Origin of the sequence: Ruminococcus sp. NATIVEDY161, from assembly GCF_045819895.1 — a bacterium.
GTDB lineage: Bacteria > Bacillota > Clostridia > Oscillospirales > Acutalibacteraceae > Ruminococcoides.
Genome location: NZ_CP162392.1, coordinates 1556050 through 1569961, shown reverse-complemented (window position 1 = coordinate 1569961; position 13912 = coordinate 1556050). Strand labels below are relative to the sequence as shown.

General features: G+C 49.9%; 17 protein-coding genes. 9 read left to right on the top strand and 8 right to left on the bottom strand.

Annotated elements, in window-relative coordinates:
- Positions 1 to 42: 42 nt before the first annotated feature.
- Entirely contained in the window at positions 43 to 285 is a 243-nt protein-coding gene (locus AB1I50_RS07455) for a hypothetical protein (protein WP_407723411.1), read from the bottom strand.
- A 142-nt stretch (positions 286 to 427) separates the two neighbouring features.
- Here AB1I50_RS07455 and tsaA point away from each other — a divergent pair, with 142 nt between their 5' ends.
- Complete coding sequence (gene tsaA, locus AB1I50_RS07450; protein ID WP_407723410.1) at positions 428 to 1117, top strand: tRNA (N6-threonylcarbamoyladenosine(37)-N6)-methyltransferase TrmO; 690 nt, start codon at positions 428 to 430, stop codon at positions 1115 to 1117.
- A gap of 64 nt (positions 1118 to 1181) precedes the next feature.
- On the opposite strand, the gene AB1I50_RS07445 is transcribed toward tsaA, so the two are convergent.
- Entirely contained in the window at positions 1182 to 2000 is an 819-nt protein-coding gene (locus AB1I50_RS07445) for a C39 family peptidase (protein ID WP_407723409.1), read from the bottom strand.
- Between the two features lie 28 nt (positions 2001 to 2028).
- Positions 2029 to 3279, bottom strand: coding sequence for a hypothetical protein (locus AB1I50_RS07440; RefSeq protein WP_407723408.1), 1251 nt, complete (start codon positions 3277 to 3279; stop codon positions 2029 to 2031).
- A gap of 193 nt (positions 3280 to 3472) precedes the next feature.
- Here AB1I50_RS07440 and AB1I50_RS07435 point away from each other — a divergent pair, with 193 nt between their 5' ends.
- On the top strand, positions 3473 to 4624 hold the full coding sequence (locus AB1I50_RS07435; protein ID WP_407723407.1) for a haloacid dehalogenase-like hydrolase: 1152 nt from the start codon (positions 3473 to 3475) through the stop codon (positions 4622 to 4624).
- 56 nt (positions 4625 to 4680) lie between these two features.
- Here the strand turns inward: AB1I50_RS07435 and AB1I50_RS07430 are convergent, their stop codons facing one another.
- The gene (locus tag AB1I50_RS07430; protein ID WP_407723406.1) at positions 4681 to 5223 is read right to left on the bottom strand and encodes a TIGR01440 family protein; all 543 of its coding nucleotides are present in this window, start codon (positions 5221 to 5223) and stop codon (positions 4681 to 4683) included.
- Positions 5224 to 5432: 209 nt separating this feature from the next.
- Here AB1I50_RS07430 and AB1I50_RS07425 point away from each other — a divergent pair, with 209 nt between their 5' ends.
- The 4 genes from AB1I50_RS07425 to AB1I50_RS07410 all read left to right on the top strand — a co-directional run bounded on the left by AB1I50_RS07425 (position 5433) and on the right by AB1I50_RS07410 (position 7547).
- Entirely contained in the window at positions 5433 to 5639 is a 207-nt protein-coding gene (locus AB1I50_RS07425; protein ID WP_407723405.1) for a holin, read from the top strand.
- 14 nt (positions 5640 to 5653) lie between these two features.
- A complete protein-coding gene (locus AB1I50_RS07420) occupies positions 5654 to 6580 on the top strand; it encodes a glycoside hydrolase family 25 protein (RefSeq protein ID WP_407723404.1) in 927 nt (308 codons plus the stop codon).
- 63 nt (positions 6581 to 6643) lie between these two features.
- Positions 6644 to 7114, top strand: a complete 471-nt coding sequence (locus tag AB1I50_RS07415) for a pyridoxamine 5'-phosphate oxidase family protein (protein WP_407723403.1) — start codon at positions 6644 to 6646, stop codon at positions 7112 to 7114.
- 10 nt (positions 7115 to 7124) lie between these two features.
- Entirely contained in the window at positions 7125 to 7547 is a 423-nt protein-coding gene (locus tag AB1I50_RS07410; RefSeq protein WP_407723402.1) for a potassium channel family protein, read from the top strand.
- 54 nt (positions 7548 to 7601) lie between these two features.
- Here AB1I50_RS07410 and AB1I50_RS07405 read toward each other — a convergent pair whose 3' ends face one another.
- The 4 genes from AB1I50_RS07405 to AB1I50_RS07390 all read right to left on the bottom strand — a co-directional run bounded on the left by AB1I50_RS07405 (position 7602) and on the right by AB1I50_RS07390 (position 11167).
- Entirely contained in the window at positions 7602 to 8480 is an 879-nt protein-coding gene (locus tag AB1I50_RS07405) for a diacylglycerol/lipid kinase family protein (protein ID WP_407723401.1), read from the bottom strand.
- Positions 8480 to 9223 (bottom strand): lysophospholipid acyltransferase family protein, encoded by a 744-nt coding sequence (locus AB1I50_RS07400; protein WP_407723400.1) that lies wholly within the window; start codon positions 9221 to 9223, stop codon positions 8480 to 8482. Before AB1I50_RS07400 ends, AB1I50_RS07405 begins: the two co-directional genes overlap by 1 nt.
- 145 nt (positions 9224 to 9368) lie before the next feature.
- Positions 9369 to 10319, bottom strand: a complete 951-nt coding sequence (locus AB1I50_RS07395) for a transketolase family protein (protein ID WP_407723399.1) — start codon at positions 10317 to 10319, stop codon at positions 9369 to 9371.
- Positions 10319 to 11167, bottom strand: coding sequence for a transketolase (locus tag AB1I50_RS07390; protein WP_407723398.1), 849 nt, complete (start codon positions 11165 to 11167; stop codon positions 10319 to 10321). The genes AB1I50_RS07395 and AB1I50_RS07390 overlap by 1 nt, the downstream gene beginning before the upstream one ends.
- A 269-nt stretch (positions 11168 to 11436) precedes the next feature.
- On the opposite strand from AB1I50_RS07390, the gene AB1I50_RS07385 reads away from it, so the two are divergent.
- The 3 genes from AB1I50_RS07385 to AB1I50_RS07375 all read left to right on the top strand — a co-directional run bounded on the left by AB1I50_RS07385 (position 11437) and on the right by AB1I50_RS07375 (position 13903).
- On the top strand, positions 11437 to 12216 hold the full coding sequence (locus tag AB1I50_RS07385; protein ID WP_407723397.1) for a type III pantothenate kinase: 780 nt from the start codon (positions 11437 to 11439) through the stop codon (positions 12214 to 12216).
- A 75-nt stretch (positions 12217 to 12291) separates the two neighbouring features.
- Positions 12292 to 12897, top strand: a complete 606-nt coding sequence (locus AB1I50_RS07380) for an ECF transporter S component (protein WP_407723396.1) — start codon at positions 12292 to 12294, stop codon at positions 12895 to 12897.
- Between the two features lie 37 nt (positions 12898 to 12934).
- Entirely contained in the window at positions 12935 to 13903 is a 969-nt protein-coding gene (locus AB1I50_RS07375) for a biotin--[acetyl-CoA-carboxylase] ligase (RefSeq protein WP_407723395.1), read from the top strand.
- The last annotated feature ends 9 nt before the right edge of the window (positions 13904 to 13912 follow it).

Genomic DNA, 13912 nt, shown 5'->3' with positions numbered 1-13912 from the left:
TGCCGACAATTCGACAGGACTTTTTCGGTTAATTATCTCCCCCTACTCCTTTTCGCCTTCGAGGTCGCCAATTCGATGATTGGCGACCTTGATTTTTTCGTCGAGCAGGCTGATAGATTCCTCCGCCTTGAACATTCGCTCGATCAGGTTGTTGTGCTTATCGACCTTTTTTTCGAGCTGTTCAATGCGGTAGTTGCTGAGCTTGCTCGTCGCCAAAATTCCTCCCAGCGTTCCGCCGAGAGTTCCGATCAGGCTGAGCAAGGCTACGATTACGGTTTCTGACACATCACGCCTCCTTTGCGCGGAATTTCCCCCTATATTAATTGTAGAACATTTATTCGATTTTGGCAAGCACCTGCCGTATTTTTCTTGATTTATACTGCTCTTGATGATATACTTAACTCAGCAAACTTACGGAGTGAAAATTATGGAATTCAAGCCGATAGCGTTTTTGCACAACGATTTTCCGACGAAGTTCGGTCTGCCGAGGCAGAGCGGAATGGCGGACAGCCTTGTGTCGCGCGTGGTGATGGAAAAGGAATATCAAAATCCCGAGGCGTTCCGCGGAATTGAGGAATTTGAATATTTATGGCTGTTGGCGGTTTTTGAGCCTTTAGGGAACAGGAGCTGGTCACCGACGGTACGTCCGCCGAAGCTCGGCGGCAACAAGCGTATGGGCGTTTTTGCCACGCGCTCACCGAACCGCCCGAACCCGATTGCGCTGACGAAGGTCAGGCTTTTGTCGGTTGAGTGCGGCTGCGCCGAGGGAACTGTACTGACGGTTTCGGGAGCGGATTTGATGGACGGCACGGCGATACTCGACATCAAGCCGTACCTGCCGTTTGCCGACAGCGTTCCAAACGCCGCGACGGGCGCTTACGGAATTGACAAGCAGGCTCTGCTCGAGGTTGAAATCCCCGGCGATATCCAAGCTCTCTTTAACGACGGACAAATCGCCGCGCTTAAGGAAGCGCTTGCGTTTGACCCGCGCCCGGGCTACAAGGGAGATGACGAGCGGATTTTCGGCTTTTGCTACGGCGGATACGACATTAAATTTAAGGTAAATAACGGCTTGCTGACGGTGGTCGGCGCAGAGCCGCTGAAGGGCATTGAATAAATCACAATATATTTGTAGGGTTCGGTCACGACCGAACCCTACGTTTTTGCTTAATTAAATTGTGTTACTTTACAACTATCGCCTGCTTGAACATCTGCTCGTAGCGCTTCTTGACCAAATCCTTTTTGAAGCAGGAAATCGTGCCGGCGGTGGAGTCGCCAAAGTAATAATTTTCTTTGTCGTAGCCTGCGAGCACAAGGCAGTGCTCGTGCATATACCACGAGAATTTGTCACCGATTTTCGTCTTTGCGTTTTCGTCTACGTAGTTGACCGTCCAGGTGTGGTAGATGTAGGGCTCCTGCATATAGGTCGTCGCCCAAATCATAACGGGTACGCCCTTTGAAACGTACTGCTCAACCAAATCATCGAGCTCGACATTCTCCAGCGCGTACGCCTTTAGGTTTGATTTTTGGTCTTTCAAATACTCGTTCATACTCTTTGCCATTGACGGAGCGTACACGCCCCAACCGGCGTAAGCCGTGCCTGCGAACGCGCTGTACATATCGGGACCTTCGCCGTCCAAGCCGTCCTCGGTCAGGTAAACGTACTGACAGTTGAGGTAGCTGTCGGCAATTGTATGCTCGTCCAAATCAAAGCCGAGGGAGTTTAGCAGCATTGTGCAGGCGTAGGTTTCGCAGCCTGCCTTAAGGTCGTCCATCGCGATCGCCTTTACGGAGTTTATCATATAGCTTTCGGGGATAGTGTTCTCCTGCACGGCAGGCTCGGTCGGCTCGGGCTCGGCAGGTCGTGAATTTGCCGGAGAAATACAGGCGGCAATAATGCTGAGCACGATTATTAAGCCCGCGAGCACGGAGAGTACCGCAAGCTTTCTCTTTTTTATGCGCGTAAGCCTAAAATGTTTTAAGGACTTAATGTAATACATTATTTCCTGCAATTTCCGTTTAATCATTTTATCCCACTTTTGTCACGGTGTAATTTTCGTTTTCTGTATCCAAGCAAATCACGGCTTTAACAGCGTCTTCGGCGGTTTTTGATTTGCCGTTAAGCTCGCTGTAGCCGTAGAACACAAGTCTGCTGCCCGAGAAAAAGGCGTCGCGGCTGAGCTCGACGGTTCTGAAATATTTTTTGGTGTTGTTTGAGTAAACAACAACGAGCTTGTTGAAGGTTTCGTCTTTTTTATTGACCGAGAAATACACCGATGAAATCTCGGTTTTGTCGCCCTTGGCGACGTCGGGATCTATTGAAGAAGCGTTGCTCTCAAAGTAGCTCTTTACCGCGTCGAGGTTGTTCTTCGCGCTGTCGGCAGAGAGCGCCTCGGGCTGAACCACGGTATATTCAACGGGCTCGCCTGTCAGCAAAATCCCCTTTTGCTCGGCAGAGCGGTTGTCGGCGGCATAGCTGAGCTCTACGGTATCGCCCTCTTTGAGGTCGCCTGTCTTTGAAAACTCAAAGAAAATCGAGGTGAGGTAGCTGCCCTTTGAATCGTAAACGCGAACCGACGACTCGTAAAAGCTTCCGTTTTCAAGCGTATAATCACCGATTTTTGTCTTGAAGCTGTCCACTCCGGCGGTGATTTTTCCGTCGACCGGCACGCTGACGATCAGGTTGTTCTCCTTGATATAGTCGAGGGCGTTGACCTCGGCAGGCTTTTTGAGCTCGAGCTTTTGCTTTTCGACGTAATCGGCAAGCTTAAGCTCATAGGTCTTTTCGCTTTTGTCGATTATCATTCCGACGGTTTTTTCCTCACGCGCAATGGCGTTTTTAGCCTCGGGATCGTCAGGCCAGCTCAGCTTGACGTTCAGCACGTCGTCCTTTCCGAGACCGTCAAAGCGCACAAAGTTTGTGCCTGTGCCGCTGCCTGAGCCTTCCTTGACGGAATATTCAAGGTTTGCAAAGCTCAAGAGCCTGTCAACTGCTCCCGAGAGCACAACCTCGTCGGTATCTTCCTTTTCAAAATCCTTCATAAAGGCGGTGCGGTCGAGCGTTATCGAGCCCGTAAGGTTGCCGTTGTACTGGGTTTCGCCGTCGAAGGTTACGGTTAAGTATTTAACGACGTCGGTCTTGGGCGCTGCCGCAGGAACAATCACCGCAAACACCAGCACCAAAATCAGCGCAATAAGCAAAACTGCCGCCGCTGACGCGGTGATAATCACCTTTGTCTTTTTGGGAAGGTTTTTTATTCTTTCAATTATACCTCTCATATTATCTCCTCATTACCTATCTATCCACTGTATATTTTAATGATTTTAAAGAAAAAGTCAAGTGCTCCGCGCCTGCGGCAAGGCGCGTTGGATGTAATCGACAGTTTAAAAATATGCATATATTTCAATTTATATATTGTATTTTACCACCATAATAGTATATAATTGTATCATCAAACGAAGGAGACAACCAATGGAAGAAAAGAAAAAGAACCCAACCCTCCGCTGGAAGATCATTTCAGGCGTACTGGCGGTCGCGTTGATTACGGTATCATGTTTTTACGCCTTCGGTGTGGGCAAGCCTGCCTGCACAAACGCAACAAACGCTCAGTCGTCGGTGACTGAGACCGTTGCCGCGACAGACGCTGCCAAGACAAACGACGCGCTTTCGCTCTGGACGGACAGCGCTCCGCTCAAAAAGCAGCTTACCGACTTTATGAAGTCAATCACCGCCGAGGGCTCGAACGACTTTATCCCTGTTAAAGACCGTATCGCGGTGTTTGATATGGACGGAACGCTCTGCTGCGAGACCGACCCCGGCTACTTCGACCACAAGCTCCTCTACTACCGCGTCACCGAGGACCCCGATTACAAGGACAAGGCAAGCGCTGAGGAAAAGGCGGTTTGCGAGAAAATCAAGACCTACTTTGAAACGGGCGAGTACCCCAAGGGACTTGACGTTGAGCACGGCAAGGCTGTTGCTACGGCGTTTAAGGGAATGACTCCCGAGGAGTTTGACGCTTACGTTAAGAAGTACAAGGAGCAGCCGACAATCGGCTACAACAATATGAAGTACGGCGAGGCGTTCTACAAGCCCATGCTTCAGGTTGTTGACTATTTGCAGGCTAACGACTTTAAGGTTTATGTAGTCAGCGGAACCGACAGACTTATCACACGCGGACTCTGCGACGGTGTTCTCGACATTCCGCCGAGCCAGATGATAGGCTCAGACGAAAGCTTTGTCGCTACAAATCAGGGCGACAAGGACGGCCTCGACTACACCTTTAGCAAGGACGACAAGGTTATTACAGGCGGCGAGTTCATAATTAAGAACCTCAAGATGAACAAGGTTAGCGTTATCGAGCGCGAAATCGGCCAGCAGCCGGTGCTCTGCTTCGGCAACAGCTCAGGCGACGGCGCTATGGCAAACTTCACCATCACAAACAACAAGTATCAGAGCGGCGCTTATCTGCTCTGCTGCGACGACCTCGAGCGCGAGAACGGCAATCAGAAGAAGGCCGACTCTATGCGCGAGAGCTGTGAGAAAAACGGCTGGACGGCTGTTTCGATGAAGGACGACTGGAAAACGATCTACGGCGACAACGTTACAAGAAAAGCCGCGTAAAGCTTCATAAAAAAATTCAGGCTGACTCATAACGAGTCAGCCTTTTTCTTTGCCTTTTACAGTTTATCGTCGTAATGCGCGCGTTCGCCGCCGATGTATTTCGGTCTGGTTCTGGCGGCGAGCAAAATCGCGTTGCCGATATGGTCAATGCTCAGCCTTACCGGAACCGCCACCCTTTTGAGGTGCATACCGATAAGCGTTCCGCCGATGTCCATTCCGGCGTCGGCTTTAATCTCCTCAAGAGCGACGGGGTTTTTGAAGGTCTTGTACGCGGTCGTCGCGAACGAGCCGCCTGCCTTGGGCTGCGGCACAACGTTTACGATCTCGGCGTTCGGCACGGCGTCACGCTCAACAATAATCGCGCGGTTGAGGTGCTCGCAGCACTGGGCGGCGAGGTACACTCCGCAGTCGGTCAGCGCCTCGTAAATTCCCTTGAACACCGCCTCGGCGGTTTCTAAGCTTGAATTGTGTCCGATAACTCCGCCGGCAACCTCGCTCGACGAGCAGCCTATTACCATTATGTCTCCGGGCTTAAGATTTGCCTTTACGCAAAGCTCCGTCGCGGCGAGCCTTGCCTGGTCAAACAGTTCTCTGTTCATAAAATCATCTCCGATTTTTGTTATGTAAATAGTATAACACAAAAAGTTTTAAAAATAAATACCGGTTTATTGCATAAAACACTGCAATTTTTCCGTTTTTGGGCTTATAAGTGGAGGGAGGTGAATGTCATTATTCGGGTTTCGGCATAAAATGTATTAGCGCTGACAAGCGCAGATTTTAAAATTACGGCAAACCCGAATACGGTTTTATGAAAGAAAAGGCTATTAGATGGTTAAAGGCTGCGGGAATTCGTGCCCTTAAAACAGCCGCTCAGACCGCGGCGGCGATTATCGGCACGGCGGTGCTGTTTGACGAGGTCAACTGGGCGGCGGTAGGCTCTGCTTCACTTTTGGCTGCGGCGATGTCGCTTTTGACCTCGCTCGGCGGACTTCCCGAGCTTGAAAAGAAAGATTAAATCAAGGAGGTACTATGGGTTTATCAGGAAAAAAGGGCGTTGACATTTCCTCGCTGAACGGAAATGTCAGCATTGAAAAAATCAAAAACGCCGGTTATGACTTTGTTATGATTAGGTGCGGCTACGGCTCGGACTTGACTGTTCAGGACGACAACCAGTTTGAAAATAACGTCAAAAAATGCGAGGCGGCAGGCGTTCCGTGGGGAGCATACCTGTACTCCTACGCGCTGAATATTGAGGACGCCGTGAGCGAGGCAAGGCACGTTATCAGGCTGTTAAAGGGCAAAAAGCCCACAATGCCCGTCGCGTTTGATATAGAGGACGCCGACGGCTACAAGCGCCGCAACGGTATGCCGTCCGACAAAATGCTCGTTGACATCTGCAAGCGGTTTTTGGCGGAGCTTAAGCGCGTGGGATATTACCCGATGCTCTACGCATCGCTGAGCTGGCTCAACAATCAGCTAAACGACCCGGGCCTGCTTAACGCCTACGACGTATGGGTGGCGCAGTGGAACTCCACCTGCGACTACCGCGGCAATTACGGACTGTGGCAGTACGGCGGCGAGACGAACTTTTTGGAGAGCAACAGCATATCGGGCGTCGGCGTAATCGACAAGGACAAGTGCTACAAGGACTATCCGACGATTATCAAAAACGGCGGATACAACGGCTGGAAAAAGCAAAGCGGAAAGGTGCTTGACGAAACGGGCTATAAAATGCTCGACCGCGGCACGGGAGTTTTGGCGCTAAAGGAAATGCTCCTGCTTGCGCGTCAGCTCAAAATCACCAACCAGGGTATGGACGAGAACGGTGTGTTTGGCGACGGCACGCAGATCGCCGTTAATCAGGTGCTCAAAAAGGGCAGTTATGTTCAAAACGGTATCGCCGGCGACAACTTTATAAAATATCTCGCGAAGCTTATCAGAGAAAAAGCAAAGTAAATTCTTGCTAAGCCGCCCTGCGTATGGTAAAATGATACCATACACAGGGCGGAGGTTTTTATTATGTTTAGAAAAATGCGGAAATTTAAACAGCAAATCAGCGACGAAAAATGCGTTGAGATTTTAACAAACGAGCCGCGCGGAGTTCTTGCGCTTTACGGAGAGAACGGCTACCCCTATGCTCTGCCGCTCGACCATCTTTACGACGACGGCAAGCTGTACTTTCACTGCGCCGCCGAGGGGCATAAGATTGACGCGATCAAGGCAAATCCGCACGCCTCGTACTGCGTTATGGACGAGGGTTTCAAAAAAGAAAATGAATGGGCGCTGAACATTAACAGCGTGATTGTTTTCGGCAAAATTTCCTTTGTCACGGACACGGATGAAAAAGTGAGAATTCTCCGCCTGCTCGGGAACAAATACAATCCCGATCCGCAGGATGTTGAGCGCGAAATTGAAAAATTTCTGCAAAGGGTTTGCATACTCGAGCTGAGCATTGACCATATGACCGGCAAGCTCGTTAACGAATCGTGAGGGAATAATTATGTTAAATATCAGGCGCTTTTTTAACATTCTCAAACGCACAGGTCTGCTGCATATGTTCACCGGGTTTATAATTTGTTACTTCGCCGCGGCGCTGGTGCTACTTTTGGTTGAGCCGCAGGTGACAAGCTATGCGGACGGACTTTGGTTTTGCTTTGTAGCGTTTTCGACAATCGGCTTCGGCGACATCACCGCCGTCACGCTAGCAGGCAGGATTACCGTAATTTTAATCACAATTTACGCAATGGTGGTGCTCGCGATGATACCCGGCGTTGTGGTAAGCTACTATACGGAATATCTAAAGGCGAAGGAGAACGAGACAATCTCAACCTTCCTCGAAAAGCTCGAGCGGCTGCCGGAGCTTTCCAAAGAGGAGCTTGCGGAAATATCGGAAAAAGTTAAAAGGTTCAATAACAAAAGATAAAACAAACCGCTGTAATTAAGCGACAGGCTTAAATTACAGCGGTATTTTTGTATTTTACTTTTGCGCCTCGGCGGTTTCTACCGAGTATTCACTCACGTTCAAAACCGTCTCGCCGTCAATTTGCAGGGCAACCGGACGGTCGAATTTTACGGTCACGTTCTTGCCCTTGAAGATTTTTACGATCTTCTCCTTTTTAACGTGCTCGCCCTTGAAGATTGTCGGGAAGGCGATGAGCGTTCCGAGCTTGCCCTTGCCGAACATCACCATTGTGGTAACGGTGCGCTCGGGGTTCAGTCTGTCCTGACCGGGAGTCGCCATCATTCCGCCGCCGTAAAACCTGCCGTTCATCGTCGGCGCGAGCCAGACCTTTTCGAATTTATGGGTAACGCCGTCCACGGTAATTTCGGCGTTTGTGGGCTTGTAGTGGAACAGAAGTCCCTGAATAGCGATTGAGGTGTAGTTGATTTCCTTGGTTATGTCGCTCGAACGCTGACGGTCGCCTTCCTCGCAGCAGTAGCCGTCAATTCCGTAGCCTATGCCGTTGACAAAAAGTCTTTTCATACCGTTAACCTTAACCGTCGGAAGGTTGACAATATATTTATTAATCTCAACAGGGCCGTCCTCGGCGGTTTTTCCGAGGTCGTTAAAGAAGTCGTTGCCAGTGCCGGTGGGGTAAAAATAAACCTTTTTGCTGTTGTCAAAGCCTGCGTCATTTGCGTCGTTCACAAAGTGGTTGAGCGTGCCGTCGCCGCCGCAAATGCAGATTTCATCGTCGGGCTGCAGCTTGCTGAAAAGCTCCTTGTAGTCGTCAATCGAGAATACATCCACAAAAACAAGGTCTTTGTCCTTCCAGATATCCCCGACCTTTCGGGCTGTTCCGCCGCCCTTGCCGTTGTTCGATTTGTTGTTATAAAGCACGTAGGTTTTCATCATTACACCCCTTCTAACTCCTTAAGTCTTTTAGTCATCATCTCCGCCGCCACATCACCGAGCTCGTTTGTTTTGAACGACTTTACGGTTTCAACCGAAATAACTCCGGCCACGTCCATATTAACTACGCTTTTGTGAAGCGGAAAATTCTTTTGAATTTCAAACGTTCCCTTGACGGTCATAACCACCACGGGGACATTCGCCTTCTGCGCGATTTTGAACATCGCGTTGTGGAACGGCAAAAGCCCCTTGCCGTAGTTGCGCGTACCCTCGGGATAAACCGCAACGCTCGCGACGTCGTCGGTAATCAGCTTTGACGCGCGCTTAACGGTTTTAATCGCGTTGCGCGGATTTTCGCGGTCAATCGGCATAAAGCAGCAGCGGTGGATAATCCTGCCGTAGATGGGAACCTTGAAGTTCTCGGGCTTTGAGATAAACGACAGATTTTCCTTTGCGAAGATATGCCACGAAAGTATCGGATCGAACTTTGAGCGGTGGTTGCAGACGAGCAAAAACCTGCCCTTGGGCAAATTTTCTTTACCCGTGACCTTGATGTGAATTCTTATCAGCTTAACCGCAACCGCCGTTGAGCTGTTGAGCAGCCAGCGGAAATATTTGCTGTCGCGGTCATACTCCCTGTTCATATCTACAAAGAGCGAGCTGACGGCGATCAACAAAAAGTACGCCGCAAAAAGCGCGACAATACCCAGCAACACCCAGAGTATTATAATTAAAACTATCATCATATACACTCACTTTACAATTATACAGGCGACAAAACAAAAATATCACGCCTAAATTTTATTATAATCACATTTCGACAAAAAAGCAATATTTTTGCGAAAGAAAAACCCGGACGATTGTCCGGGCTGCTTTCGCGATTATTATATTTTACTTTTTCTCAGCGACAACATCGCGGATAACCTTTGCGATGTGGGGCTGGGTGAGTCCGAATTTATCGAGAAGCTCCCAAGCCGGGCCGCTGAATCCGAAGGTATCCTGAACGCCGATTTTTGTAACCTTAACGGGGCACTCCTCGGCAACGACCTGACATACCGCGTCGGCGAGGCCGCCTACAACGTTATGCTCCTCAACGGTGATAATTCTGCCGGTCTCCTTGGCCGCCTTGGTGATAATCTCGCGGTCAATCGGCTTGATGGTGTGGATATTGATAAGCCTTGCGTTAATGCCCTCTGCCTCGAGCTCCTTAACCGCCTTGAGCGCCTCGTTAACAACAAGGCCTGTCGCGATTACGGTAACGTCGCTGCCCTCGTGAAGGGTAATACCCTTGCCGAGCTCAAAGCTGTATGTCTCGGGATCGTTGAAGCTGTCGATTGCAAGTCTGCCGAGTCTGATGTAAACAGGGCCGTTGTACTCGATAGCCGCCTTTGTAGCCGCCTTCATCTCCCAGTGGTCGGCAGGGTTGAGAACTACCATACCCGGGATCGCGCGCATAATGCCCATATCCTCAACGCACTGGTGAGTCGCGCCGTCCTCGCCGGTAGAGATACCTGCGTGGCTGCCTGCAATTTTAACGTTGAGCTCGGGATAAGCAACCGAGTTGCGGATTTGCTCAAAGGCTCTGCCTGTTGCGAACATAGCGAACGAAGCCGCTACGGGGATCTTACCTGCCGCAGCCATACCTGCCGCAACGCCGATCATATTGCCCTCGGCGATACCGCAGTCAAAAAATCTGTCGGCGTATTCCTTTTGGAAAATGCTTGTCTTTGTGGCAGCCGCCAAGTCGGCGTCGAACACCACGATATCTTTATTATCCTTAGCGAGCTCGCAGAGCGCTTCACCGAAGCTCTCCCTTGTCGCCTTCTTAATTATCTCAGCCATCAGCACTCGCCCTCCAGTTCCTTAATCTGAGCCTCAAGCTCGGCGGTAGCCGCCTCATACTGCTCCTTGTTGGGAGCAACGCCGTGCCAGCCGACCTGATTTTCCATAAACGACACACCCTTGCCCTTTACGGTCTTTGCAAGGATTGCCGTGGGCTTGCCCTTGACGGTTCTCGCCTTGTCGAGAGCTGACTTAATCTGCTCAAAGTCGTGGCCGTCAATCTTGATTACCTCAAAGCCGAATGCTTCAAACTTTTTGTCGAGCGGTTCAATACCCGCTACATCCTCAACAGCGCCGTCAATCTGCAGGCCGTTCTGGTCTACAAAGAGCACAAGGTTGTCGAGCTTGTTGTGAGCGGCGAACATTGCCGCCTCCCAAACCTGGCCTTCCTCAACCTCGCCGTCGCCGAGGACTGTATATACGCGATAGTCTTTGTTGTCAAGCTTTCCTGCGAGCGCCATTCCGCAAGCCGCGGAAACGCCCTGTCCGAGCGAGCCGGAGCTCATATCAATGCCCGGAGTTCTCTTCATATCGGGGTGTCCCTGGAGCATTGCGCCAACGTGACGAAGCCTTGTGAGCTCGTCCCAGTCAAAGTAGCCCTTGAGCGCCAATACAGCGTAAAGGCTGGGGCAGCAGTGTCCCTTTGACAGAACAAAACGGTCTCTGTCCTCCCACTTCGGATTTTTCGGATCGACCTTCATCTCCTTATAATAGAGGTAGGTGAAGATGTCCGCCGCGGAGAGCGAGCCGCCCGGGTGACCTGATTTTGCGTGAAAAGTGCCGAGGATTGCTCCCTGTCTTGCTTTTGCGGCAAGAATTTTCAGCTGCTTGATTTCTGAACTATCCATAAAAAACCATCCTTTCCGCGCGCTTTTGAGCTCAGCGTTTATTCTCCCCTCAAACGCCGGCTGTTATTGCGACAAATTTCGCAACACAAAACGCACGTAGCTAAATATATTATACACCATATTGTTAAAAATTCAACAAATGTTTTGCGATTATTTGATGATAATCGAAAATTGTTGTAAAATACCTAATAACATCCTTGAAACATTTGAGATTTGTGGTATAATTTTTATATGATAACATTCAAAAAGCTAACTGCGGAGGTTGTTTTATGCTTCTTACAGCCGATGTCGGCAATACAAATATAAAGCTCGGTTTATTTGACGGCGAGGAACTCAGGCACAAGATGAGATTTTCGACCGATACACGAAAAACCAGCGACGAATTTGCCGTTGTTTTGCACTCGTTTTTTCAGGTTTACGGAATTGACGTAAACCTTATTAACGCATCCATAATCAGCTCGGTTGTACCCAAGGTAACCCAGCCTTTAAAAGACGCGATAAAAATTGTCACCGCAGTTAAAAGCTACGTTGTAGGCCCCGGACTTAAAACCGGAATGGATTTGAAAATCGACCGTCCCGAAACCCTCGGCGGCGACATCGTATGCGGCTGCGTAGGCGCTTTCAAAAAGTACGGCGGCCCGTTGATTATGATTTTTATGGGCACTGCGACGGTTATTGCGTATGTTGACGAAAGCTTTGCCTATCACGGCGGCGTTATTGCCCCGGGCGTTGGAATTTCGCTCGACGCCTTAACCCAAAACGGAGCACTGCTGCCGTCGGTTGATTTGCTCGCGCCGAAAAACGTGATTTGCACCAACACCGTAGACTGTATCCGCTCAGCGGTGACCTACGGCAACGCTTGTATGCTCGACGGACTGATTGACAAGTTCTGCGAAGAAAAGGGTAAGGAGTGCAAAATCATCGCTACAGGCGGACTTGCGGAAAAGATTATATGCAGCTGCCGCCACGACATTGTGTACGACGAGAACATCATCCTCGACGGAATGTACAACATATATCAAAAAAATAATAAAAACAGATACAAATAAGGCTTTGCCTTTTTGTAAATAAATTTGCGTTTCACCTGCGGAAAATGAGCAGGGAAACAGCAGGAGGTTTTTTTAATGACAAAAGCAAAAAACACACAGCAGAGCAAGACGTTTAAGCTTGTGGGACTGGCGATTCTGACAGCAATTATCGTTGTGCTGCAGGTAATTACGACCTACTTCCCCACAAAACCCTTCGCCATTACGCTGGCGTTAATTCCCATTGTAATCGGCGCGGCACTGTTCGGCAAAGGCGCAGGTGCTTACCTCGGCGCGGTATTCAGCGTGGTTGTAATCATTATGTGCGTTATCGGCGCTGACGCAGGCGGTGCGATGGTATGGAACGCAAATCCGTTTATGTGCGTTGTGCTCTGTATGTTAAAGGGCTCGCTTGCGGGCTTTGTGGCAGGTTTGGTTTACAATGCGCTGAGCAAAAAGAACCAGATCCTCGGAGCGGTCGCGGCTGCGTTCTGCGCTCCTATCGTTAACACAGGCATTTTCATCATCGGTCTGCTCCTCTTCTTCAGAGAGACCTTGCAGGCTTGGGCAGGCGATACCGATATTCTTTTCTTCGCGGTTATCGGACTTACCGGAATCAACTTCCTCGTTGAGCTCGGCGTTAATATGGTTTTGGCTCCCGTAATCGTAAGAATTATCAACGCAATCAGAAAATCTTCAAAGTAATTTATATAAACCATTTGGCTTCAAAGGCGGGTTGTTTATGAAAAACAAAATTCTCTCAATCCTGTTAAGTTCAAAGGACTATGTTTCGGGGCAGGCGCTTGCCGAGGAACTCGGAGTGTCGCGTCAGGCTGTCTGGAAGGGCGTTAACGCCCTAAAGGAGAGCGGCTATGAGATTGCCTCAACCCCGAACAAGGGCTACAAGCTTGTTTCTCCGCCGGAGTTTTTGAACGCCGAGGCGATTAAAAACGAGCTTAAAACCGAGCTTATCGGCAGAGAAATTATTGTGCTTGACTCGGTTGACTCAACAAACGACTACCTTAAGGAGCTTGGCAACAACGGCTGCCGCGAGGGCGTTGTTGTTACCACGAGAGAACAGAAAAAAGGCAAGGGCAGAATGGGCAGAGTTTGGCAGAGCAAGCGCGACGAAAACCTCGCGTTCTCCTTCCTGCTCCGTCCCAAGATGGCGCCCGGCGGCGTTGCGGCGGTAACGCCCTTGGCAGGGCTTGCGGTGTGCAGGGCTCTGCGCGAGACAACCGGACTTGACTGCCGCATTAAGTGGCCGAACGACATTATTGTCGGCAAGAAAAAGATTGTCGGAATACTCACCGAGATGGCGGCAGAGTTTGACGCGGTTGAGTACATAATCACCGGTATAGGCGTGAATATCGACCAGGCAGTTTTCCCCGAGGAAATTGAGTACAAGGCGACGTCGATTTTGCTCGAAACCGGCAGACATTACGACAAAAACCGCCTTCTCGCCAAGATTTTGACCTGTCTTGAAAAGGAGCTTTTGAGCAACAACCTGCGCCTGTCGCAGACCGCCTTAGAGGAGTACAGCGACCTTTGCGCGACCATCGGCAAGGGGATAACCTTTACCAGAGGTTCGCGGAAAATCAACGGTATGGCTGTAGGCGTTGCCGAAAACGGCGAGCTTAAGGTTATGCTGTCCGACGGCAGCATTTGCTCGGTTTATTCGGGCGAGGTCACCGTTCAGGGAATTTATTAAATTACTATT